Annotated in this window: 22 protein-coding genes; 7 read left to right on the forward strand and 15 right to left on the reverse strand. The window is 67.1% G+C overall.

The window, feature by feature from the left end; all coding sequences use genetic code 11:
* Positions 1 to 24 precede the first annotated feature (24 nt).
* Positions 25 to 345 carry a hypothetical protein gene (locus tag ABRP18_RS16570; protein WP_046748708.1) on the forward strand — a complete coding sequence of 107 codons (321 nt, stop codon included), beginning with the start codon at positions 25 to 27 and terminating at the stop codon, positions 343 to 345.
* On the opposite strand, the gene ABRP18_RS16575 is transcribed toward ABRP18_RS16570, so the two are convergent.
* Positions 342 to 1,325 carry a LacI family DNA-binding transcriptional regulator gene (locus ABRP18_RS16575; protein WP_349885059.1) on the reverse strand — a complete coding sequence of 328 codons (984 nt, stop codon included), beginning with the start codon at positions 1,323 to 1,325 and terminating at the stop codon, positions 342 to 344. The genes ABRP18_RS16570 and ABRP18_RS16575 overlap by 4 nt on opposite strands.
* A 103-nt stretch (positions 1,326 to 1,428) precedes the next feature.
* Between ABRP18_RS16575 and ABRP18_RS16580 the strand changes: the two genes are divergently transcribed.
* Positions 1,429 to 2,562 (forward strand): glycoside hydrolase family 172 protein, encoded by a 1,134-nt coding sequence (locus ABRP18_RS16580; RefSeq protein ID WP_046748706.1) that lies wholly within the window; start codon positions 1,429 to 1,431, stop codon positions 2,560 to 2,562.
* A 12-nt stretch (positions 2,563 to 2,574) separates the two neighbouring features.
* Here the strand turns inward: ABRP18_RS16580 and ABRP18_RS16585 are convergent, their stop codons facing one another.
* The 6 genes from ABRP18_RS16585 to ABRP18_RS16610 form a co-directional block, all read right to left on the reverse strand.
* Positions 2,575 to 3,015: a DoxX family protein gene (locus tag ABRP18_RS16585; protein WP_058632328.1), complete on the reverse strand. Its 441-nt coding sequence runs from the start codon at positions 3,013 to 3,015 to the stop codon at positions 2,575 to 2,577.
* Between the two features lie 109 nt (positions 3,016 to 3,124).
* The gene (locus ABRP18_RS16590) at positions 3,125 to 4,225 is read right to left on the reverse strand and encodes a DUF4185 domain-containing protein (protein ID WP_058632329.1); all 1,101 of its coding nucleotides are present in this window, start codon (positions 4,223 to 4,225) and stop codon (positions 3,125 to 3,127) included.
* A gap of 57 nt (positions 4,226 to 4,282) precedes the next feature.
* A complete protein-coding gene (locus tag ABRP18_RS16595; RefSeq protein WP_046748704.1) occupies positions 4,283 to 5,176 on the reverse strand; it encodes a carbohydrate ABC transporter permease in 894 nt (297 codons plus the stop codon).
* Positions 5,176 to 6,102: a carbohydrate ABC transporter permease gene (locus ABRP18_RS16600; protein ID WP_046748703.1), complete on the reverse strand. Its 927-nt coding sequence runs from the start codon at positions 6,100 to 6,102 to the stop codon at positions 5,176 to 5,178. Before ABRP18_RS16600 ends, ABRP18_RS16595 begins: the two co-directional genes overlap by 1 nt.
* A gap of 71 nt (positions 6,103 to 6,173) precedes the next feature.
* Positions 6,174 to 7,541 (reverse strand): ABC transporter substrate-binding protein, encoded by a 1,368-nt coding sequence (locus tag ABRP18_RS16605; protein WP_046748702.1) that lies wholly within the window; start codon positions 7,539 to 7,541, stop codon positions 6,174 to 6,176.
* Between the two features lie 155 nt (positions 7,542 to 7,696).
* Positions 7,697 to 8,857: a DUF4185 domain-containing protein gene (locus ABRP18_RS16610; protein ID WP_113681046.1), complete on the reverse strand. Its 1,161-nt coding sequence runs from the start codon at positions 8,855 to 8,857 to the stop codon at positions 7,697 to 7,699.
* A 68-nt stretch (positions 8,858 to 8,925) separates the two neighbouring features.
* Between ABRP18_RS16610 and ABRP18_RS16615 the strand changes: the two genes are divergently transcribed.
* Entirely contained in the window at positions 8,926 to 9,858 is a 933-nt protein-coding gene (locus tag ABRP18_RS16615; RefSeq protein WP_233437342.1) for a hypothetical protein, read from the forward strand.
* A gap of 14 nt (positions 9,859 to 9,872) precedes the next feature.
* Here ABRP18_RS16615 and ABRP18_RS16620 read toward each other — a convergent pair whose 3' ends face one another.
* From ABRP18_RS16620 to ABRP18_RS16645, 6 genes are all read right to left on the reverse strand, one after another.
* A complete protein-coding gene (locus ABRP18_RS16620; RefSeq protein ID WP_046748771.1) occupies positions 9,873 to 10,286 on the reverse strand; it encodes a heat shock protein transcriptional repressor HspR in 414 nt (137 codons plus the stop codon).
* Between the two features lie 142 nt (positions 10,287 to 10,428).
* The gene (locus tag ABRP18_RS16625) at positions 10,429 to 11,412 is read right to left on the reverse strand and encodes a DnaJ C-terminal domain-containing protein (protein ID WP_046748699.1); all 984 of its coding nucleotides are present in this window, start codon (positions 11,410 to 11,412) and stop codon (positions 10,429 to 10,431) included.
* A gap of 7 nt (positions 11,413 to 11,419) precedes the next feature.
* Positions 11,420 to 12,076: a nucleotide exchange factor GrpE gene (locus ABRP18_RS16630; protein WP_349885060.1), complete on the reverse strand. Its 657-nt coding sequence runs from the start codon at positions 12,074 to 12,076 to the stop codon at positions 11,420 to 11,422.
* 2 nt (positions 12,077 to 12,078) lie between these two features.
* On the reverse strand, positions 12,079 to 13,944 hold the full coding sequence (dnaK, locus tag ABRP18_RS16635; RefSeq protein WP_045263917.1) for a molecular chaperone DnaK: 1,866 nt from the start codon (positions 13,942 to 13,944) through the stop codon (positions 12,079 to 12,081).
* 162 nt (positions 13,945 to 14,106) lie between these two features.
* Positions 14,107 to 15,444, reverse strand: a complete 1,338-nt coding sequence (locus ABRP18_RS16640; protein WP_349885061.1) for a DUF222 domain-containing protein — start codon at positions 15,442 to 15,444, stop codon at positions 14,107 to 14,109.
* A 109-nt stretch (positions 15,445 to 15,553) separates the two neighbouring features.
* Positions 15,554 to 16,261 (reverse strand): phosphotransferase, encoded by a 708-nt coding sequence (locus ABRP18_RS16645; protein WP_349885062.1) that lies wholly within the window; start codon positions 16,259 to 16,261, stop codon positions 15,554 to 15,556.
* 158 nt (positions 16,262 to 16,419) lie between these two features.
* On the opposite strand from ABRP18_RS16645, the gene ABRP18_RS16650 reads away from it, so the two are divergent.
* The 3 genes from ABRP18_RS16650 to ABRP18_RS16660 all read left to right on the forward strand — a co-directional run bounded on the left by ABRP18_RS16650 (position 16,420) and on the right by ABRP18_RS16660 (position 19,008).
* Complete coding sequence (locus tag ABRP18_RS16650; protein WP_058632336.1) at positions 16,420 to 17,220, forward strand: MerR family transcriptional regulator; 801 nt, start codon at positions 16,420 to 16,422, stop codon at positions 17,218 to 17,220.
* Between the two features lie 129 nt (positions 17,221 to 17,349).
* Positions 17,350 to 18,300, forward strand: a complete 951-nt coding sequence (locus tag ABRP18_RS16655; RefSeq protein ID WP_227750886.1) for an NAD(P)/FAD-dependent oxidoreductase — start codon at positions 17,350 to 17,352, stop codon at positions 18,298 to 18,300.
* Between the two features lie 48 nt (positions 18,301 to 18,348).
* Entirely contained in the window at positions 18,349 to 19,008 is a 660-nt protein-coding gene (locus ABRP18_RS16660; RefSeq protein WP_058632338.1) for a hypothetical protein, read from the forward strand.
* A 25-nt stretch (positions 19,009 to 19,033) separates the two neighbouring features.
* On the opposite strand, the gene ABRP18_RS16665 is transcribed toward ABRP18_RS16660, so the two are convergent.
* A complete protein-coding gene (locus ABRP18_RS16665; RefSeq protein WP_349885063.1) occupies positions 19,034 to 19,495 on the reverse strand; it encodes a DUF3817 domain-containing protein in 462 nt (153 codons plus the stop codon).
* A gap of 169 nt (positions 19,496 to 19,664) precedes the next feature.
* Here ABRP18_RS16665 and ABRP18_RS16670 point away from each other — a divergent pair, with 169 nt between their 5' ends.
* Entirely contained in the window at positions 19,665 to 20,597 is a 933-nt protein-coding gene (locus tag ABRP18_RS16670) for a helix-turn-helix domain-containing protein (protein ID WP_058632340.1), read from the forward strand.
* 13 nt (positions 20,598 to 20,610) lie between these two features.
* On the opposite strand, the gene ABRP18_RS16675 is transcribed toward ABRP18_RS16670, so the two are convergent.
* Positions 20,611 to 21,807 carry an MFS transporter gene (locus ABRP18_RS16675; RefSeq protein ID WP_058632341.1) on the reverse strand — a complete coding sequence of 399 codons (1,197 nt, stop codon included), beginning with the start codon at positions 21,805 to 21,807 and terminating at the stop codon, positions 20,611 to 20,613.
* Positions 21,808 to 21,894: the final 87 nt, after the last annotated feature.

Genomic DNA, 21,894 nt, shown 5'->3' on the forward strand with positions numbered 1-21,894 from the left:
AGGACTCCCCCGCAGGATGGAGCCATGCAGATGAACGAACCCCAGGTCTGGACTCTGATCGGCGTGTTCGCTGCCTTCATGCTGGGGGCGCTCACCGTCCTCATCCGCCAGAACGACAAGATGACATCGTCCCTCCGGCGCGAGCTGGGATACCGGTTCGAGACGATGGAGACGAAGCTCCAGGCGATGGAGACGAAGTTCGAGGCGATGGACGCGAGGGTCGACACCCGATTCGACGCTCTGGAGGCGACGTTCGACGCGCGACTGGGCTCTGTCGATCGACGACTCGAAGAGCTCGACAAAGAGGTCGCCCACCTGGCGACCCGCTTCTGGGGCTCCCGCTAGACCCGCTGGCTGGCGGGTTGGATCTCGTTGCGCAGCACCACGGTGCGCGCGGGCTGCCGGTCGCCCTTGATGCGCTCGAGCAGCATCCGCGCCGCCGTCACACCCATGTGGCGCGCCGGCAGGCGAACGACGGTGACGGCGGTGGGAGACAGCGTCGTGAAGGGCAGTGACCCGATCACGGCGACACCGACCTGCGGCGGAGTGAGCCCGTGCTCGGTGAGCACCTGGATGGCGCCGACGCCGATGAGGTTGTTCCCGGCGACCACGGCATCGGGCGGCTCGGGAAGCGCGAGGAGCTCCTCCATAGCGGCACGGCCCCCCTCCACGCGGAACGTCGCGAATCGTGCGAGCTCGTCGAGGTCGAGGTCGGGCTGAGCCGCAGCGAGCACGGAGCGCCATCCTGCGGCTCGCTCCGCCGCGGTATCGATGTGCTCGGGCCCGCCGATATAGGCGATGCGACGATAGCCCGCGTCGATCAGATCCTGCGTCGCGGACGTGCCCGCTGCACGGTTCGCCATCACGACACCGTCGATGTCGTACGTGGTGCTGCGGTCGACCGCCACGACGGGACGCCCCGTCGCGAGGATGCCCTCGAGGTTGGACCGCTCGTCGGCCGTCGCGATGATGATCCCCGACATGTGCTCGGAGATCGCGATACGGAGGTATGTCGCCTCCTTCTCCATCTGCGCGTCGGAGTTGCACAGGACGACCGAGTAGCCCGCCTCGGAGGCGACGTCTTCGACCCCTCGCGCCATCTCCGTGAAGTAGGGGTTCTCGATGTCCGGGATCACGAGCGCGATGACCTCGGAGCTCTGGCGTCGGAGTGTACGAGCCGTGCGATTCGGCGTGAAGTTCAGCCGGGCCGCGGCGTCGCGCACGGCGGCCACCTTCTCCTCGGACACGCTCGTGCCGTTGAACACACGCGAGACGGTCGCCGGGGAGACACCCGCGAGTTCCGCGACGTCATAGATCGTGGCCATGCACCCTCACTGCCTGCCCGGACGCGCCGGACGTGAAAGCAACAGTATCGCGCACACCTCGATTCTCTGGCGTTCTCATCTGAAATCGATTACATTGGCGCCCATGACTTCCTCTGCTTCTGATCTGGCATCCCTCGCAGCGCTGCGACCGGTGCAGACCCGATCGATCTCCCCCGAGAACTTCGACGGATCCGCTGGGGGCGGTGGCCGCGCGACCGAGGGCACGGGCGCGATGAACGCTCGTGACCTCGGTCCCGGTTGGAAGATCTCGCCCAGCATGGACATAAAGGCCGGCGAGACGCTCGAGCTCGCGAACATCACCGGTGCGGGCAAGATCACCCACCTCTGGATCACGACCCATACCGACAACTGGCGCACCCTGCTGCTGCGCGCATATTGGGACGGCGCCGACGAACCCGCCGTCGAGGTGCCGTACGGCGACTTCTTCTGCAACGCCTGGGGAGTCTTCGCGCAGGTGAACTCGCAGACGATCGCTGCGAACCCGCACGGCGGATTCAACTCCTACTGGCCGATGCCGTTCAAGGACGGCGCCAGACTGACCCTCGAGAACACCTCCGTCGTCGACGTGCGTGTCTACTACCAGGTGACCTACGAGGTCGGAGGCGACCACTCGAACGACGCGTACTTCCACGCGCAGTGGCGTCGATCGAACCCGCTGGCCGATCTCACCCCGCACGTGATTCTGGAGGGCGTCGAAGGGCAGGGTCAGTACGTCGGCACGTACATCGCCTGGGGCGTGAACTCCAACGGATGGTGGGGCGAAGGCGAGATCAAGTTCTACCTCGACGACGACACCGACTATCCGACGATCTGCGGCACGGGGACAGAGGACTACTTCGGCGGTGCCTGGAACTTCGACATCCCCGGCCAGGGCTACACGGAGTTCTCGACTCCCTATCTGGGCATGCCCCAGGTGATCCGTCCCGACGGGCTGTATGTGTCGCAGCAGCGCTTCGGCATGTACCGCTGGCACCTGCTCGACCCGATCCATTTCGCGACCGGTATCCCGAAGGTCGACATCCAGGCGCTCGGATGGCGCAGCGGCTGGCGGTACCTACCGCTGCGCGACGACATCGCCTCCACAGCACTGTTCTACCTCGACCGCCCGACCGCGCGGCGCCCGAAGACGCCGACGGCCGACGACCTGGAGGTGCACCTAGGCACAGCCCCGGTGCCGGACATCGGCGCCACTCCGCCCCGCGAGCCTCAGGACTGAGCGCGGCGACTCTCAGGCGAGCCAGGCAGGGGCACGACCGCGAAGCAGGGCGCCGTCGATGGAGAAACGGCCGGCTCCCGTGAGCGCCAGCGCGAGCGCGGCGACACCGAGGACCGCGACGAACTCGTAGCCCCCGTCCCCGACCCACAGCCCGGCGGGGAGGTGCACGAGGAGAAGCGCCACCGCCATGTCGATGGTGAGCAGGATGCCGACCGGCCTCGTGAGGAATCCGATGATCAGAAGAATGCCGCCGACGAGCTCGAGGAACGCCACCAGCGGGGCGGCGATCTCGGCGAACGGCACTCCCATGCCGGCGAAGCTGCCGATGGTCCCGGGCAGCGTGAACTCGAAGATCTTCTGCGCGCCGTGGGCGGCGAAGATCGCGCCGACGACGACCCGGAGGACCAGGAGGCCGGTCGAGGCGGCGGCAGAGGGGGCTTTGGTGTTCGTCATGAGGAGTTCTTCCTTCGTGGCAGGACACCCGCGCGCCAGGCGCGGAGCAGGGTCGTTCCCTGCTCCCCAAGCTAGGAAGCGTTGCTTTCGGTCTCCTGGACGCGCCCGCCTACACCAGCCCCTGCACGCGGAACTGCTCCGAGTGGTACACGCTGTTGTTGCCCGTGTTCCATTGGCTCACGCTGAGGTGCAGGTCCGACAGGGTCGACCCGGGGATGATGTAGCCGCCGTAGAGCTGCGCGACGTGCGAGGCATCTTCCGTGTTCCACTCGGTGCCGGTGAGGAGAGTGGTCTTCGTGGCCGTGTAGAGGTTGTCGGTCGGCGTGTTCAGGACCATCGCGTCGATCCGATACGCGCCGGAGTTGAACCAGGTGAGAATCCACTTCCCGCCGAGCGGTCGCAGGCACATCTCACCGAACTTGCCGCCGAGCACCTCGGTGACGGGCTTGCCCCACCCCCATGAACCGTTCGCGAAGCCCCACGGTTGATAGGCCGAGAGCGTCGTCATGTTGTTCGACGGCACCCGGTACAGCACGATGCCCTTGTCGCGCTGGAAGCCCGTGCCGTAGATGTACACGTAGCCGTCGTTGCCCTCGCCCCACGTGATGCACTGGAACTTGCCGCCCGCCATATCCGCGGGGAACTGCAGCCCCGTGTGCTGCCAGGACGCGCCGTTGTCGTCCGACTTCCAGAGTTCCGTCCAGCGCACGGCTCCGAACTGAGGGCCATTGACGATCGCGTGCAGATACATTCGCGATCCGACGGTGATCACATCGGAGGGGATCACTGTCGTGAAGTAGGCGTCGTGCGGGTAATACCAGAGCTGCGGAGCGACGCCCTGCGTGTTCGCTCCGGCACCCGCGCTCCCGTTGAACGCGACTCCCGCGGCGAGGTTCGTCGTCGAGGAGTAGAGAGCGACGGGGGAACGCCAGTTCGCGCCGCCGACACCATCGGCCCACGTGTCGCCGAACATGAAGAGCATCCGACCATCCGGTGTGCGAGCGGGGATCCCGAGATCCGTGGCCCCGATGCCGTACTGCACGGGGCTCTGCGTGCCGGCGAGCACCTTGACCCTCGTCACGGACAGTCCGGCGGCGGCCGCGGGAGCGGGCCGGCCGGTCGCAGCCAGGAACGCCGCTCCCGCTACCACCGCTCCCTGCAGGACGCCCCTGCGGCTGAGCCATGACTCCTGGTTCTGTTCGATCTCCATCGATCTCTCCTCTCGCTGCCGCCGGGTGGCGGGTGCCGGTGGTGCTGCAGAGTGCTGCTATTTCAGGCCTGCCATCTTGATGTTGCCGATGATCTGACGCTGGAAGATGAGGAACAGGATGATCACCGGCGCTGCGGCGAGCACGGACCCGGCCATCAAGAGGCCGAGCTCGGTGCTGCGCTCGGACCGGAAGGTTGCGAGGTACTGCTGGAGCACGAACCGCTCCGGCGAGGTGATCGTCAGGATCGGCCAGACGTACGAATTCCAGTACGCGAGGAACGCGGTGATCCCCATCACGACGAACGGCGGCTTCGACAACGGCAGGAAGATGCGTACGAAGATGCCGAAACGACCGCAGCCGTCGAGCATCGCGGCCTCTTCCAAGCTCTTGGGGATGTTCAGGTAGAACTGCCGGATGAAGAACACCATGCCGGCGCTCGCAAGCCCGGGGATCACCAGCACGGCCAGCGTGTCGAGCATGGAGAGGCGGGTGACCACGATGAAGCTCGTGAGCAGGATCGTCATGCCGGGAATGAACATCGTCGTGATCACGATCGCCCAGATCGTCTTCTTGAACCGGAAGTCGAGGCGTGCGAAGGCGTAGGCGGCGAGCGAGTTCACGGCGAGACTGCCCACGGTGAACAGCACGGCACCGAAGAACGTCCACAACAGAGTGCGCAGGAACGTCGGATCGGCCAGGATCTGCGCGTAGTTCTGCCAGAGCCACACCTCGGGGAAGAACTGGAAGGGGGTCTCCACGACCTCGGTCTTCGACTTGAAGCCGGCGATCACCATCCAGGCGAGCGGAAACAGCGACGCGATGACGAACAGCGCACCCAGGATCACCTTGCCGATGACGACGAGCCAGCCTCCGGCGCTGCGCGGCGGCCTGGTCGAGCGAGGTTCTCTGCCGGCGAGCACGATGCGCGTGGTCTCCTGCATGACGGCCATCAGTCCACCAGCCTCTCGGAGTTGACGAACTTGAAGACGAGGGCAGAGATCGTACCCAGCACCACGAACAGCAACAGCGCTGCGGCGATCGAGTAGCCGACGTTCACATCGTTGCGGAAGTGGTTGAAGATGAACAGGTTCGGCAGGGTCGTGGAATCCAGCGGACCGCCCTGGGTCATGACGAGGGGCAGTTCGAACTGCTGGATCGCGGCGACGAAACCGGTGATGAGCAGGTACAGCACCACGTTCTTCATCTGCGGGATGGTGATGTACGCGGTCTTCTGGCCCCAGTTGGCCCCCTCCATCGCCGCCGCCTCGTAGTACTCCGCCGGGATGTCGACCATCGCGGCGACCATGATCAGCGAGGTCAGTCCCATGCCCAGCCAGATCGCCGGGACCGCGATGGCGAGGAGCGCCCACTTGGGATCACCTATCCAGGCGATCGGCTCGATGCCGAAGGTACCGAGGAAAGCGTTGAGAAGTCCGCCGGAGTAGTTGTAGATCAGCACGAAGATGATCGACGCGATCACGGCGGAGATGATCGTCGGGATGTAGATGCTGACCTTCAGGAGGCTGGCCGCCCGTCGAGACACGGTCACGACGAGGCTTGCGAAGAGGAACGCCAGCACGAGCATGATCGGCACGGTGAGGAGCACGAAGGCGAAGCCGCGACCGATGGTCGCGAGGAACAGCGGATCCTTGAGCACGTTGGCGTAGTTGCGGATGCCGACGAACTCCGGGTCCTTATAGAAGCTCCAGTCCTGGAATGACAGGTATCCGGCGTAGATGGCCGGCCAGATCACGAAGATCCCCAGCAGCACCACCAGCGGCAGCAGGAACCAGTATGCGGTCCTGTTGTCGCGATAGCGGTAACGGTTCTGCCGCTGCCGGATCGCCCGGCGTTCCTGCACAGCCTGATTGGCCATATCCACCTCGTCGTGATCTCGTGTCCTTCACTGTTCGGGGGCCGGGGCCGACCCCCGAACAGTGAGCGACGTCAGTTCTTTGGTGCCTTGTCGGACAGCCCGTCGCGGTCGATGACGGTCTGGATCGCCGCATTCGCGGTCTTGATCGCGTCATCCACCGAGGCGGAGCCCTTCATCACGGATTCCATCGCCGTGCCGACGGCGAGATTGACATCCCAGGGGTAGGTGGAACCGGGGATGGCGTCCGGCGCGATGTCGTCGACGATGATGCTCGACCACGGAGCGTCAGCGGCCTCTTCGCTCGCCGCGACGGCATCCTGCACGGACTGACGCACCGGCACCTTGGTGAACTGTGTGTCGACGAAGAATGGGACGAGGTTCTGCGGCTCGCCGCCGATCGCCCAGGCGAGGAATTCGCCGGCGGCTTCGGGGGCCTTGCTCTTCGCGTCGACAACCCAGGTGAAGTTGCCCATCGTGGTGGCTGTGCGGCCGTCCGCATCCGACGAACTCGGGAAGGCACCGACGCCGGTCTTGCTGAGCAGGTCGGTGTAGTCCGAGCCGATCTCGGACATCATCCACGAACCGGACACCTTGAAGGCGACCTTCTGCTGACCGAAGTCCTCGCCTGCGACGTATGCCGCGAGAGGCTGCTTGGGCATGTATCCCTTGTCCCACAGCTGCTGGTACTGCTCCATCAGGCTCCGGTAGCCCTCGTTGTCGATGTCAGGGGCGGTCCAGTCGTCGGTGAGCGCCAGGTGTCCGGCGAAGTTGTACTGCTGCCCCACGGTCGACCACGCCATTGTCACCGCATCCTGCGCCGGCGAGATGCAGTACTGCCCGTCGGAGAGCGTCGGCTGGATTTTCGCGCAGGCGGCGAGGAGATCGTCCCATGTCGCCGGGGCGCTCCCTGAATCGACACCGGCGGCGTCCAACATGTCCTTGTTCCAGAACAGCACGGTCTGAGGCTCGAGCAGAAGTGGATAGGCATAGTGAGTGCCGTCGATCTCGGAGATCGATTTCGCGTTGTCGAGGATCTCGTCGAGGGCGTCCTTCGGGACGATGGAGTCGAGTTCGTGCACCGATCCGGCGTTCACGAGGTCGTAGAGGTTGGCGGAGCTGGTGTAGACGTCCGGGGCCTTACCGGCGGCCTGGGCCGCCTTCATCTTCTGGTCCCACGCGTCGGCGGGCACCTCGGTATCGACGACCTTGATCTTGTCCTGCGAGGCGTTGAACTTCTTCACGATGTCGGCGTACCACTCGTTCTCCACAGGCGTGAACGTCCGGTGCCAGAACTGCACCGTGGTGACGCCGTCCTCTCCGCCTCCGTCGCCGGCAGACTCCCCCGGCGTGCCGGAACCGCACGCGGCCAGCATGACGCCGACCGTGAGCGCGCCCAGAGCGGCGATCGCGGCCCTGCGCGTACGAGTTGTGATTCTCATGGGTTCCTCCTCAGGAACGGACTCCTCATCGAGTCGCTGCGGTGATCTCGGCTGCCGCCGACGGGCCCTGGTCGCATCCCTGGATCGTCGGTGATCGGGTATGCGCCAGAGTAGGCGAAATCGATTTCATACGCAAGGCATGATCCGTGCGTCGATCACTCTGCGCGCTCCAGGTCTGCGGAGAACCAGAAGACGTTGTACGGATCCCAGAGCGACAGCGTGAAGTAGATCCGACGTCCGCCGTCGCTCACGTATCGCGGATTCAGGTACGGCGAGTACAACCCGGGATGGTCCTCGCGGGGAACGAGTTCGATCGCCTCGCCCCACGGGCCCCACGGCGTGACACCCTCACGGATGTATGCCGAACCGGCATCCGAATAGGTCATGATCCAGCGGTCCAGATACGTCGACCACATCACCGAGAGCTCTCCGACCGTGCCTTCCAGAATCGTCTCGGCGTCGCGCAGGTCGTCGCTCCACTGCGGCGTCCCTCCTTCGAGACCTGCGAAGTACGAGTACTCCGACTGGTCTTCGACGGCGTCCTCGGTGGCCGGGACGCGCATCAGCTGAACACCACCGAATCGGCCGGACGGAATCGACCAGAAATAGATCCAGTCCGCGTCGCCGTCCCTCACCTCGGCCGTCGCGAACTGCACGAAGTTCGAGTCACCCGGCCACTCCACGCCTTCGACAGGGCGCCATGTAGATCCGAGATCCCGCGAGACGACGAGGGCGGAGTAGTTGGAATCCCAGGCTCCAGGGCTGCCCCAGAAACGCACCGACATGTACGAGACGTAGATCGCGTCTCCGACAGCGAAGCCGTAGGTCGGAATCTTCGTGACCTCGCCACCGGCGCCGTTCGCGTCGTGATCGCCTTCGATGAGGGGCGCGGCGAGGCCGACCTCATCCTCCAGCCACCCCTCGAACTCGATGCCGTCCGACGGGTCGTCGTCGGTCGTCCACGCAGCCACGTTCGAGCGCCAGAACCCGCCCTGCCCACCGATCGACCCGGGCTCGCGTTCGCCGAACGTGTCGCCGAAGAAGAAGAAGGTCTTGTCACCGACGTTCACCATCGATCCGAGGTCGGTGCCCGCGACCGAGACCGACTCCGTGTCGTTCGTGGCGCCAGGCCCCGTGAGCTGCGCGATCTCGGTGAGGCCGGACACCCCATCGAGCACGAACGGTTTGTCAGGATCGGGATCGACGATCACACCGCCCTCTCCACTGCACCCGACAACAGCGACGGCCAGAACGAGGGATACCGCCACGGCCACGCGGCGGAAGGCGACAGGAAGGAAGGCGACAGGGCTGGACATGACCCTCCTCGATCGACGTGATTCCTCGAATCTAGCGAAATCGATTTCAACACACTAGGGTCATCGACATGCTCGACTTCGCGACACCCCACTGGCTTCGGCCCTCTGGTGACGGCGCATCCGAGCCCCGGTGGGGACCTGTCGGCGGGCTCCAGGTCGGAATCCCGCCGACACCGGGGCCGCGCGGGCTCCTGCGCGTCTTCACCCCCTACCTCGACCACCCCCACGAGCGGCTGGTGAACTTCATCGCCGTGGAGCCGGTCCCGGAGGGCGCGACAGAACGGGGATTCTCAGAGATGGAGCCGAGCACGCTGGATCCCGGCAAGCAGGGCAAGAGGTTTTGGTCGGCGGACGATTCTGCAGGTGCGAACTCCATGCCGTCGACGGCCCCGGCCCGTGGACGGATCGGTACCGTCGAGGGCGTGGAGACGCTCACCGTCTGGATCGGCGTCGAACGCTTCGCCAACGGTGCGGATGTGAGTGTGAGGGTACGGTTCTTCGCCGACCGGCCGCACGAGGTGGAGGTCGCGGGGTTCACGAGGGCGACATCTGTGCCGCTCTCACACCTGATCCTCACCGCGACGATGGGCAATTGGGCACGACTGCGGCTGCTGCACCTGGCGGACCGCGTGGTGTCGCCTGCCGAGCTGTGGCCGGAGTTCTCGGGCACCGCGTTCACCGCTCACGGCCGCTTTCCGCTCGCCGACCTGACCCGCGACGGGGAATCGGCGATGGTGAGCGCCACCGGCGACGAGGAGGAGCCATGGTCCGTCGAGTACTCCGCTGATACCGCGGAACACTGGCGCTTCCTCGGTCGTCGAGCCGTGCAGACCTGGCGCGTGGATGACCCGCACCCGGCGCTCGAAGCAGTGGTCAACGCCCGCTGGTCCTACTGGGCGAGTTCTTCGCCGATCCCCGGGGGTCCCGCGTACGAGAACTTCGAGATCGTCGAACCGTTCCGCAATGGTGCGGCGTTCCGGTTCTCCGTGGAGCCGCTCTGATCCAGGCGCTGCCTCTAGGCGCTGCCTCTAGGGTCCCAGAGCACGACCTCGGTCGAGCGGCGCAGACGGCGACCGGTCGGCATGGGCACGACACCTGCGGAACCTGCGGCGAACACGCGCACGCCGGGGCGATTCTCCCGCTCGGTGCGCAGGGCGGCTTCGAGCACGGCGATCCGGTTGCGCAGCGCTCTGTTCTCGTCTTCGAGGTCGAGCAGACGAGCGATCGCGGGAAGGCTCACCCCTTCGGAGGAGAGCTGTGCGACCTCGCGCAGCTGCTCGATGTTGCGAGACGAATAGCGGCGCGAGCCGCCCGAGGTACGGCCGGGGACGACGAGGCCGATGCGGTCGTACTGCCGCAGCGTCTGAGGGTGAAGGCCGGAGAGCTCGGCGGCGGCCGCGATCGCGAACACCGGGGTGTCGGCGTTCATCATCGATTCCCCTCTCCTCTCCTACCCGTGTCTCTTGTCGTTCGCGCGGACTCAGGCAGAGGCGCCGGAACAGGCGCGTTCTTCACAGAACGGCCTGATCCGGCGCGAACGCCTGTCCCGGCGATGTGATCCCGACGACTGCTCATCGCCGGGCCTTCGCCATCAACTCGGCTCGCGGGTTCTCGTCGGGCTCGAGCTCCTGGAACTTCTCCAGCGCCGCGCGTGCGGCCTCGTCGAGGTGCGTCGGCACCGCGACCTGGAGCTCGGCGAGCAGATCACCCGTGCCCTTCGACGTCGCGACTCCGCGACCCTTGACCCGCAGCACCCGCCCTGAGGGGGTGCCCGGTGCGACGCGGAGCTTGACCACGTCGCCGCCGAGGGTCGGGACTTCGATGGTCGCCCCCAGGGTCGCCTCCGTGAAGGTCACGGGCACGACGACGCGCAGGTTGAGACCGTCGCGCGTGAAGACAGGGTGCGGGCGCACCGTGATCTGCACCACGATGTCACCGCTCTCCCCACCATCGGGCGAGGGCCGGCCGCGGCCGCGCAGACGGATCTTCTGACCGTCGGCGACACCGGCGGGGATCTTCACCTTGAACGGCTTGCCGTCTTCGCCCTGCAGCGAGATGGTCTCGCCCTGCACGGCGGTGACGAAGTCGAGCGTGGTGCGCGCGGTCACGTCAGCACCGCGCTGCGGCCCGCCGAAGCCGCGGTAGCCGCCGCTCGGCTGGCCGAAGCGTCCGCCGCCGAAGCTCGCACCCTGGCCCTGGTTGAACATCGCGAAGATGTCCTCGAAGTCCGCCGTCTGCCCTCGGCCCTGCTGGCCGAAACGGCTGAACACGTCTTCGAAGCCGCCTGCGCCCTGGCCGCCCGCCGTGAAGCGGGCACCGGAGCCCATGGCGCGGATCTCGTCGTACTCCTTGCGCTGTTCCGCATCGGAGAGCACCGAGTAGGCCTCGCTGATCTCCTTGAACTTCGCCTCGGCCTTGGCATCACCCTGATTGGAGTCCGGGTGATACTTGCGCGCGAGCTTGCGGTACGTCTTCTTCAGTTCTGCATCGCTGACGTCCTTGGACACCCCGAGGGTCTTGTAGAAGTCCTTGTCGAACCAATCCTGGCTGGCCATCGATCACCTACCCTTCCGGGACAGCGACGACGACCTTCGCAGGGCGCAGCTCGACATCACCGAGACGGTAGCCCACCTCGACGACCTCGAGGATCGTGGTCTTCTCGGCGCCGGGCGTCGGCTGCTGGAAGATCGCCTCGTGACGCTGCGGGTCGAATTCCTCGCCCTTCTCGCCGTACGCGACCACTCCGAGACGCTCCACAACCGTGCGCACCTTCTCGGCGATCACGGCGAAGGGCGTGCCCTCGACCAGATCACCGTGCTGGGCCGCGCGATCGAGGTCGTCGAGCACGGGGACCAGGCCCTTGGCGGCCTCGCCCTTCGCCCGCTCGATCTCGACCTGCCGCTGCTCTTCGGTGCGGCGACGGTAATTGGCGTACTCGGCCTGCAGACGCTTGAGGTCGTTCAGCAGAGTGGACTCGAGGTCGGCGAGCACGGCGTCTTCCGCCGCGGCCTCGCCGGTCTGGGTCGCGCCGAGGATGTCGTCGACCGTCAGGTCGCCGGGAGCGCCGTCTGCCGGGGTCTCGTCCGAGCCCTCGGCGGCCTGCGCATCGCGGGAGTCCTGGTGGTGCGGCGCGGGGCCGGATGCCTGAGCATCCGACCCCTCGCTGCGACCTTCGGCGGACTCAGGATTCTGGTTCTCGTCGAAGTTCTTGTCGGTCATGGTTACTTCTTCTCGTCCTCGTCGTCGACGACCTCGGCGTCGATGACGTCCTCGTCGGAGGAGGGAGCGTCACCGGCCGGGGCCTCGCCGTCAGCCGAAGCGCCGGCAGCGGCATCCGCCTGCGAGGAGGCGTAGATGGCCTCGCCGAGCTTGGACTGCGACTGGTTGAGCTTGTCGAACGCGGTCTTCACAGCGTCGTCATCCTCACCGGCCAGAGCCGTCTTGAGCGCGTCGACATCGGCCTTGACCTCGGTCTTCACGTCTTCGGGCAGCTTGTCGTCGTTCTCGGTGATCAGCTTGTCGATCGAGTACGCGAGCGTCTCGGCCTGGTTGCGGACCTCGGCGGCCTCGCGACGCGCCTTGTCCTCGGCCGCGTGCTCCTCGGCCTCGCGCACCATGCGCTCGATGTCTTCCTTCGACAGCGACGAGCCGCCGGAGATGACGATCGACTTCTCGGTGCCGGTGCCCTTGTCCTTGGCGGACACGTGCACGATGCCGTTGGCGTCGATGTCGAAGGTGACCTCGATCTGCGGGATGCCACGGGGAGCCGGGGCGATACCCGTCAGCTCGAACGTGCCGAGCGGCTTGTTGTCACGCGTGAAGTCACGCTCGCCCTGGAAGACCTGGATCGCGACGGACGGCTGGTTGTCGTCTGCCGTGGTGAAGGTCTCGCTGCGCTTGGTCGGGATGGCCGTGTTGCGCTCGATGAGCTTGGTCATCATGCCGCCCTTGGTCTCGATGCCGAGGCTCAGCGGGGTGACATCGATGAGCAGGACGTCCTTGCGCTCGCCCTTGAGGACACCGGCCTGGAGGGCGGCACCGACGGCGACGACCTCGTCCGGGTTGACACCCTTGTTGGCGTCCTTGCCGGTCTCGCGCTTGACGAGCTCGGCGACCGCGGGCATACGCGTCGATCCACCGACGAGCACGATGTGGTCGATCTCGGACACCTTGATGCCGGCTTCGCGGATGACATCCTCGAACGGCTTCTTGGTGCGGTCGAGCAGGTCCTTCGTGAGGTCCTCGAACTTCGCGCGGGTGATGGTCTCGGACAGCGACACGGGGCCGGAGTCGGTCAGCGACAGGTACGGCAGGTTGATGCTGGTCGACGTCGAGGAGGACAGCTCCTTCTTCGCCTGCTCCGCAGCTTCCTTGAGACGCTGCAGGGCGATCTTGTCACCCGAGACGTCGACGCCCGTGGTCTCCTTGAACTGCTTGATCAGGTAGTCGACCAGGCGCTGGTCCCAGTCGTCTCCACCGAGGCGGTTGTCACCGGCGGTGGCGCGCACCTGGATCGTGGAGAAGTCGTCGTCCTTGCCCACCTCGAGCAGCGAGACGTCGAACGTTCCACCACCCAGGTCGAAGACCAGGATGAGCTCGTCTTCCTTGCCCTTGTCGAGGCCGTACGCCAGAGCGGCAGCGGTCGGCTCGTTGATGATGCGCAGGACGTTGAGGCCCGCGATCTCGCCGGCTTCCTTGGTGGCCTGACGCTCGGCGTCGTTGAAGTACGCGGGGACCGTGATGACCGCGTCGGTCACCGTGTCGCCCAGGTACGCCTCGGCGTCGCGCTTCAGCTTCATCAGGATGCGCGCGGAGATCTCCTGCGGCGTCCACTTCTTGCCGTCGACGTCGAAGGTCCAGTCGGTGCCCATGTGGCGCTTGACGGAAGCGATCGTCCGGTCGACGTTGGTGACGGCCTGGCGCTTCGCGGTCTCACCGACGAGCACCTCCCCGTCCTTGGTGAAGGCCACGACCGAAGGGGTCGTGCGGAAGCCCTCTGCGTTGGCGATGACCTTGGGCTCGCCACCCTCGAGGACGCTGACGACGGAGTTGGTGGTTCCGAGGTCGATACCGACAGCACGTGCCATGTGTTCTCTCCTTTGTTGGAAGTTCTCTTCGTGGGAAGTTCTCTGTGTCTCAGAAATCTGCGGCGATCAGGAAAACCTGAGTCGCGATGACTCAAGTGTACTTCGGCGTCGACGAGGAGTCAAATGAACTTGATATGAACTGGCTCAACTTTGAGGAAGGGCTCAGAACGGGGCCACCGCGAGGTCTTCGGTGAAGGTGACGGTGTTCTGCAGGGGCGGCCGGTCGACGTAGACCCTGCCGGTCGGACTCGTCCAGGCGTAGACACCGGCACCCAGAGCTTCGACCATCCACGGAGAGTGGTGTTTGAGCATGTGATGGCGCCGACAGAGGTGGCCGAGGTTCGATTCGCGAGTGGCTCCCCCGAGAGCGGCGTCGTGATGATGATCGATGTCGCAATCAGTGGAGGCATATCCGCAGGCGGGGAATCGGCAGCGCTGATCCCTCGCTCTCAGATGTCGCTTCAGATCAGACCCCGGACGATAGCGGTCGACTGCGAGAAGCGCGCCGGTGATCGGGTGGGTCAGCACTCGATCCCATCCGGAGGCCGCTCCGGCGAGCGCGCGAGCGGTCTCGAGGTCGATGGGAGTGCAACCGTTCAACTCGGCCGACGCCCCGCCGCCTCTGATCAGGGTGGTGACGGGAACGGTGATCGACACCGCTCCACGGACACCCGAGAGGAGCCCCTCGGGAGCGTCGTGCCCGATCGGAGCACCCGCGAGGAGCAGGTCGAGGGCGAGGTCGGCACGGAGCTGAGCGACGGTGCGCGGATCAGAGGTGCACGGATCAGAGGTGCACGGATCGGTGGTGGGCGGATCGGTGGTGGCAACGGCCGATTCCGGACCCGAAGGTTCATCCGCTCCCTGCACGATCTTGGCCATCTGCGTCAGCCGGTCGAAGACGCCGTGGACGAGCGTCGACGGCCCGAGCAGGCCCAACTGCGACATCCCGTCGCCGACGTCTTTCACCCACACGGATCTCTTCTCCCGTGCGTCGAGGTGCCGGTCCTCGATCGACCGTGCCTGGAATCGTTCAGCCACCCGCCGAGCCATGCGGCCCACTCGCCCCGGAGACTCCGACTCGGCGAAGGCGATCACCTGCGTCGCATAGGCATCAAGAGTCGCCCCCTCATCGAGGTGTTCCCCGGCTTCGCAGATGACCCGGGCGTGCGCCGCACTGATGCGACCGGCGCCCTGCGCCTCCCAGACCAGTGGGAAGCGCTCCACGATCCATGCCGCGTCTGCCATCCGGCGCTGCACCGTCCGATCACTCACCCGCAGGGCGGCGGCGAACTCGGCAGCCACCGTGCGCGCCGACATGTCGCCGTGATCGGGATGCTCCGCCTGGTCGGCGACCTCGAGAGCGATCCGTGACCCCAACGCCAGGATGCCGTCGCGCGCGGCCTGCAGACTGCTGATCGTGCGCTCGACCTCGACGAGCATCTCGGTGAGCGCGGCGAGCGCGCCCACCTGCTCGAGCGTCGCGTCAGCCGGTGCCGTCATACCTGCAGCGAATCAGGGGCCACCGACATTCGAAGCCCCAGATCACAGCAGAAAAACGATATGCCGGAATGCGGTCGTCGCTGCACCCGAGAGCACTCCGGAAAGCCGCTCAGCCCCCGCCGAGGGCTCCGGCCCACACCGCTCGATGCTCCCGTACGTACCGCAGCGCGTCCGCCCAGTGGTCGCCGTGCCCGTCCACGTACATCGAGGCCCACGGCTCGTCGCCGACGGCGTGAGACCGTTCGAGCAGCGCGAGCATCGCCGCCGTCCGGTCCTCCATGCCGCGAGGCAGATCACGGCGCATGACATCGTCCGCCCGGTATCCATCGACCAGCGCAGCGAGATCCCGAGACGCATCCACCGGGTCTCGTCCGACATCCGACAGGGCGAACGCCTGTGCCGCGTAGGCGAGGTCCCAGAGCCGGGTGCTCGGAGCGGCGGCATCCCAGTCGATGAACACCCAGCGGTCGCCGACGACGAGGTTCCATGGCGCCAGATCGTTGTGGCAGATGAGCTCGGCACCGGGCGCGACGATCGCCGTCTCCCAGACCGCGTCCGCCCGCGGCGTGTAGCGGGCACTGGCGTCGTGGATCCCGCGGATCATCGAGCCGACGCGCCTCAGCTCGGCCACCGTCAGCCGCTCACCGTCCATGGCCAGGGTTCCCGGCACGAACTCCACGACGTGCCGGCCCCTTCCGTCGCGGCCACGCGGTTCCGGCGCATCGACCCCCGCCACCCGCATCGCCGCGACGAAATGATCGACGCTCGGAGTGGCCGCCGTCCACGCCTTGCGCACCGTGTCGCCGATGCGCACCACGGCCCCGCTCGCGTTCCCCCGGCCAGCACCTCTTCGTCCACGCGTCGACGTTAGCGCGCCGATGCCCCCGCCGTCCCACCGCGATACTTGACCCCGAGAGCCATTTGACCCTCACACTCATTTGACCCTCACACAGTGGCAGACGGGAGAACTGAGGCATGTTGTCCATCGGAGCGTTCGCGCAGATCGGCCAGGTGACCCACCGGATGCTCCGGCATTGGGACGCCGCCGGCCTGCTCATGCCCGCCCACGTGGACGAGTTCAGCGGCTATCGCTCCTACGATCCGTCACAGCTGGAACGGCTGCACCGGATCGTCGCCCTGCGCCAGCTGGGGTTCGGGCTCGATGACATCTCCGCGATCCTCGACCGTGGCGTCGATGCCGAGCGCATCGCCGCTCTGCTGCGGATCCGTCGCACCGAGGTCGAGCAGGAGCACCGCGTCGCCGCAGAGAGACTCGTCGACGTGGAAAGGCGCCTCCACCTCATCGAGAGAGAGAATCACATGTCCCAGATCGAGATCATCGACAAGCCGCTCCCCGCCGTCCGCCTGGCCGCGATCCGCACCATCGTGGCCGACCAGCCCGCCGTCGCAGGTGTCGTCGGTCCCGCGTTCGACACTGTGGCGGACATCATCGGCGACGACCACTCCCTGGCGACCCCGATCGCCCAGTACGAGACCCTCGACGACGCCCTGCAGGTCATCGCCGGATACATCTATGCCGGGCCCGCACGGGAAGGTCTCGAGATCATCGAGCTGCCTCCGGCCGACGAGGCCGTGTGCGGCATCCACCTCGGCTCGATGGAGCACATCGCCGAGAGCTGGCACGCGATCCACACCGAGATCGTGGCCCGCGGCCTCACGCACGACGGCCCCTGCCGCGAGCTCTACGTGCGCGCCGTCTCCGACGACCAGTCGGACTGGGTCACGGAACTGCAGCAGCCCGTGCGGCGGGGCTGAGGCACACGGCGCCGCGGGCGTCGAACCGTGGCAGGATGAGAGTAAGGCGAGCCTTACCGGCCGCCCCGGCGGTGTCGCCCGGCAGACGCCGCGGCATGGATCCGTCCCTTTCTCGGAAGGACCGTGCGGATGAGATCTGCGGCGATGGGTGGGAGCGAGAGCACCGATTACGACGTGCTCATCGTCGGCGGCGGGCCGGCCGGTCTGTCCGCCGCCCTCAACCTCGGCCGCGCACTCATGCGCGTGCTGGTGATCGACGCCGATCGTCCACGCAATGCTGCGACCCTGCGGTCGCACGGCTTCCTCACCCGCGACGGCATCCCGCCGCAGGAGCTGCGCCGGCTCGCGAGGGAGGAGCTCTCGGCATATCCGGACGTCGAGGTGCGACGGCGCACCCGCGTCACCTCGCTTCGCCCGAGCGACGGCGGGTTCGCGGCCGAGATCGGGCGCCGCGAGGCGGAGACGACGGTGACGGCACGCGCCGTGCTGCTCGCCACCGGCCTGCGCGAGACGCTCCCCGAGGTGCCGAACCTCCGTGGCTACTACGGCATGAGTCTGTTCAGTTGCGCCGCCTGCGATGCCTGGGAGCTCCGGAGTCGTCGCCTCGCCCTCATCGGTGAGGCACCGGACATCGCCGAACGTGCCCGCCTCATCGGTCGCCTGACCGAGAACCTCACGGTGTTCACCCACGGCGCGGATGTGGTCACGGCGGAGGAGGAGGTCGAACTCGCCGCCGCCGGGATCGCGCTACGCCGGGAACCCATCGTCGAGCTCGTCGGCGACCGAGGTCAGATCGAGAGCATCCGCCTGGCTGACGGCACGACGGTCGCCATCGACGGCGGATTCGTACGCCCCAAATGGCACAGCACGCTGTCGTTCCTCGAAGGGATCGCACCGGCGACGGACGACGCCGGGCATCTGCGCATCGACCGCTCAGGGCGCACGGACGTACCCGGACTTTACGCTGCAGGCGACGCGGCGGCTCCCGGACCGCAGCAGCTGATCGTCGCAGCAGGTGCGGGCGCTCGGGTCGCGGCGGTCATGGTGCACGACTCGATCGGCGTGGCCACCGCGCACTGAACGATCATCGGCGTGAGAGCGCAACGGGACCGGACTAGGCTGACCGGCATGACGCGCGCCTTCTCGATCTCCCTGCGCCTGACCGCCGCGGCCGTCGCCACCCTGGCCGTCCTGTCCCTCAGCGGATGTCTGTACGCGCAGATCCCGACGGGCTCGCCCTCCGACGCTCCCTCCGCGGGCACGGAAACCGACGCACCGGCCGACGGCCCCTCCGGTTCGACCCTGACCTTCGCGGAAGGGCTCGATCTCACGAGCGACACCTACATCGAGTGGGGCGACGGTCTCGTCGTCGACGACGGGTGGAAGATCGTCGCGCCGGACGACGGCAACGGCGGGTGGACCTACGGCACGGTCGACGGCACCTGCACGGCACGGTTCTGGCAGGGTCACACGACCGACGTGGCCGTGGTCCCCGGTGACGACAGCGCGTCGTCCGACGCGATCCTCGGCGTGCTGCTGCAGATGCCGACGGCAGACATCACGCCGCTCGCCACCACCGGTGAGTTCAGCTACATGGCGGGAGGGAACGGCGGCGTCGAGACGCGTCAGGTCGTCGGAGTGGACGGCAGCCGCACCTGGCTGATGGCCGCACGCGCCTTCACCCAGACCGGGGTGGGACTCTCCGTGATCGTGGACTGCACCGCCGGGGACGCCGAAGCGACCATGGCGAAGATCAACGAGGAGAACGCGGTCGTGGTCACGCCCTGAACGGCGGAGGACGGCCCGCGTCGGCTCACTTCCCGCCGGGAGGGCCGATCAGCAGCAGGATGACGTACAGCGCGACGATGCCCACGACCAGCAGCAGCGCGAGCACCCACGGCCGCTGCAGGAACCACCGCATCAGCCGGTCGTACCAGCGCCGATCGCGCGGATCGTCCGTCGCCTCGAGGCGCCAGTCTCCGGTGAGTCGGCCGGTGCGATGCAGCCACATCTCCATGGGGATCGTCGCATAGGGGACGATGGCGCTGGCCACCGCGAGCACGCCGACGCCGGGATGCCAGCGCTGGTTCAGCGCGACCAGGATCGCCGTCGCCGCGTACGACAGGAACACGAACCCGTGGATGCCACCGCCCACGGTCACCACGACTCCTGGAGCGCCGACGGCGCGCGCGATGATCGCGGAGATCAGGATCGTCCAGGTGATCGCCTCGGCGATCGCGAGAACTCGGAACAGGCGGTCGGGGGTGCGGAACACGGTACTCCTCGGGTGGTGTCCCTCCACCGTATCCGCACGCTCAGGGCTCCGAATCAACCGAATGGTTGAGGTCGGTCAGCGGAGCGCCGACACCGCACAGCGCATCATCGCAAGGCCACCACAGACGGCGCGACGGAATAGCGAACGGCCCGACGGCGTTGCCGAAGGCATGGTGACAGTGGATGCGGATGCGCTCTCGAACGTGCTCGGCTCCGTCGACCTCCGTGTCGGCATCGGTCGACGCGCCTCGCTGCCCGCGGGATCGCTGCTGCCCATCCCGGCCGACAGCATCACCCTGGTCTACGTCGCCGCAGGAGGCGTGAACGGGCACCCGCCGCTCGGCGACGGCTGCCGACTCGACGTCGACACCGACTCGAAGCGCTTCTCGCTCGACTCCCTCGCCCTCGACCCGAAGGCCCGCCGAGACATGCTCGTGGCGGGGGACGCGTTCCTGACGCTCGGTCGTTCGCCCTTCGTCCTCGAAGCACAGGACGACACGAGTCTGATGATCGCCGACATCGAGCTCGCGGATGCGGCATCCCCGCTCCCCGCCCTGCTGCCCCCGTTCCTCACGGTCACCGGTTTCGACGCCGTGGAGCCCGCCGCCGCAGCCCTCGCCCTCAACATGGGGGTCATCGATCACACGGTGACACCCGCACGCCAGGGCGACCCCATCATCTGCCGCATGATGGCGACCACCGTGCTGCTGTCCCTGATCAGGGCATGGGCGGCGAACGGCTGCGCGCCGACGGGATGGCCCTCGTTGTCGAACGATCCATTCCTCGACCGCGTCGTCGACGCCATCCGCGAGGAGCCAGGACGCGACTGGACGGTCGAGCGCCTGGCCGGCATCGGCGCCATGTCGCGGTCGACCTTCGCGGAGAGGTTCCGCAGCGCGGTCGGCCGCTCACCGGCGGACTATGTGACCGAGGTGCGTGTCGACGCGGCGAAGCGCATGCTCGAGGCAGGACGCAGTGTCTCCGACATCTCGCGCGAGCTGGGATACGCCTCCGACGAGGGGTTCAGCCGTGCGTTCCGACGCCGCACCGGCTTGACCCCCTCGTCGTGGCGGCTCGCCCACCGCCTCCCCGTCTCGGCCTGAGGCCGCGCGCGGCTCAGTCCCTGCTGCTGACCCGGTTGGAGACGCCGAAGAGCACCGCACCGGCGAGCAGCGCGATCGCGCCGATCACGTAGACGAGCTCGACGTTCAGGGTGTCGACGAGGAGACCGCCGATGCCCGCCGCCAGCGTGATCGCTCCCTGGAACCCGACGACCACCAGGCTGCCTCCCGCTTCGAGACGATCCGGCATGCGGTGACCGACCCAGGTGTTGGCGACGATCAACCAGGACGAGAAGAAGAAGCCCCACACCAGCACGACGATGCCGACGCCGATGATCGACCCGGAGAACAGGATCATCGAGATCACGGACACGGCGATCACCAGCGGTGCGAACACCGCGAAGAACGCGAAGGTGCGGTCGATGACGAGCCCGATCGTGATGTTGCCGAGGAGCCCGCCGACGCCGAACAGCGCCAGCAGCACCACGATGGTCGAGGCGTCCACCTCGGGGATGCGCTCCAACGCGAGACGCACATAGGTGTAGGCGAGGAAGTGTCCGAGCACGACCAGGACGTGGCCCACCATGCCGAGACCGATCCCCGGGCGGCGCAGCGTGTCCACGAGCAGACGCAGGCTCGACGCCCTCTCGGCCGGAACCGAGGGCAGCGCGAAACGCAGGACGACGGCGAGGACGACCATCAGCACACCGGCGATGGCGAAGACCATCCTCCAGTCGACGAGCTCGCTCAGCATGACACCCAGCGGCACACCCGCCACCGTCGCCAGCGACACCCCCGCCGAGGTGAACATGACACCGCGACCGAGATTCTCCGGTCCCGCGAGCCGTGCCGCGACCGTGATCGACATCGCCCAGAACGCGCTGATCGCCGCGCCCAGCAGGAAGCGCGCCAGCAGCACGATGATCAGGTTCGGGGCGATCGCGACGATGAGGTTCGACACGGCGGCCGCGAGCGCCATCCATACGAGCAGCGACCGCCGGTCGAGCCGCGGGAACATGAGTCCGACGGTCGGAGCGACCACGAGCCCCACCAGCGCGGTGACGGTGACGGTCTGCCCTGCCTGCCCCGGGGTGACCCCGAGCCCGTCGGCCATCTCGGTGAGGACGCCGTTGGGAAGGAACTCGGCCGTGACCAGCAGGAACCCCATCAGCATCAGGACGATCAGTCCGCCGTAGCGGATGCGGACAGCCGCGGACGGCGGCAGGGTGGGGACGGGGGCAGTCGTGGTCATGTTCTCCACACTCGCAGTCCGCGGAGGCCGACGCCCGATCAGGCGTCCGCCGCATCCGACCATTCGTCCGGTCCGGTTCCGGCGGGC

The organism is Microbacterium sp. WHRI 7836 (assembly GCF_040223885.2).
Lineage (GTDB): Bacteria > Actinomycetota > Actinomycetes > Actinomycetales > Microbacteriaceae > Microbacterium > Microbacterium oxydans.

Excerpts from the sequence above, each read along its gene's own strand:
- ABRP18_RS16570 (WP_046748708.1), top strand. The coding sequence starts at position 25 with ATGCAGATGAACGAACCCCAGGTCTGGACTCTGATCGGCGTGTTCGCT.
- ABRP18_RS16575 (WP_349885059.1), bottom strand. The coding sequence starts at position 1,325 with ATGGCCACGATCTATGACGTCGCGGAACTCGCGGGTGTCTCCCCGGCG.
- ABRP18_RS16580 (WP_046748706.1), top strand. The coding sequence starts at position 1,429 with ATGACTTCCTCTGCTTCTGATCTGGCATCCCTCGCAGCGCTGCGACCG.
- ABRP18_RS16585 (WP_058632328.1), bottom strand. The coding sequence starts at position 3,015 with ATGACGAACACCAAAGCCCCCTCTGCCGCCGCCTCGACCGGCCTCCTG.
- ABRP18_RS16590 (WP_058632329.1), bottom strand. The coding sequence starts at position 4,225 with ATGGAGATCGAACAGAACCAGGAGTCATGGCTCAGCCGCAGGGGCGTC.
- ABRP18_RS16595 (WP_046748704.1), bottom strand. The coding sequence starts at position 5,176 with ATGGCCGTCATGCAGGAGACCACGCGCATCGTGCTCGCCGGCAGAGAA.
- ABRP18_RS16600 (WP_046748703.1), bottom strand. The coding sequence starts at position 6,102 with ATGGCCAATCAGGCTGTGCAGGAACGCCGGGCGATCCGGCAGCGGCAG.
- ABRP18_RS16605 (WP_046748702.1), bottom strand. The coding sequence starts at position 7,541 with ATGAGAATCACAACTCGTACGCGCAGGGCCGCGATCGCCGCTCTGGGC.
- ABRP18_RS16610 (WP_113681046.1), bottom strand. The coding sequence starts at position 8,857 with ATGTCCAGCCCTGTCGCCTTCCTTCCTGTCGCCTTCCGCCGCGTGGCC.
- ABRP18_RS16615 (WP_233437342.1), top strand. The coding sequence starts at position 8,926 with ATGCTCGACTTCGCGACACCCCACTGGCTTCGGCCCTCTGGTGACGGC.
- ABRP18_RS16620 (WP_046748771.1), bottom strand. The coding sequence starts at position 10,286 with ATGAACGCCGACACCCCGGTGTTCGCGATCGCGGCCGCCGCCGAGCTC.
- ABRP18_RS16625 (WP_046748699.1), bottom strand. The coding sequence starts at position 11,412 with ATGGCCAGCCAGGATTGGTTCGACAAGGACTTCTACAAGACCCTCGGG.
- ABRP18_RS16630 (WP_349885060.1), bottom strand. The coding sequence starts at position 12,076 with ATGACCGACAAGAACTTCGACGAGAACCAGAATCCTGAGTCCGCCGAA.
- dnaK (WP_045263917.1), bottom strand. The coding sequence starts at position 13,944 with ATGGCACGTGCTGTCGGTATCGACCTCGGAACCACCAACTCCGTCGTC.
- ABRP18_RS16640 (WP_349885061.1), bottom strand. The coding sequence starts at position 15,444 with ATGACGGCACCGGCTGACGCGACGCTCGAGCAGGTGGGCGCGCTCGCC.
- ABRP18_RS16650 (WP_058632336.1), top strand. The coding sequence starts at position 16,420 with ATGTTGTCCATCGGAGCGTTCGCGCAGATCGGCCAGGTGACCCACCGG.
- ABRP18_RS16655 (WP_227750886.1), top strand. The coding sequence starts at position 17,350 with ATGAGATCTGCGGCGATGGGTGGGAGCGAGAGCACCGATTACGACGTG.
- ABRP18_RS16660 (WP_058632338.1), top strand. The coding sequence starts at position 18,349 with ATGACGCGCGCCTTCTCGATCTCCCTGCGCCTGACCGCCGCGGCCGTC.
- ABRP18_RS16670 (WP_058632340.1), top strand. The coding sequence starts at position 19,665 with ATGGTGACAGTGGATGCGGATGCGCTCTCGAACGTGCTCGGCTCCGTC.
- ABRP18_RS16675 (WP_058632341.1), bottom strand. The coding sequence starts at position 21,807 with ATGACCACGACTGCCCCCGTCCCCACCCTGCCGCCGTCCGCGGCTGTC.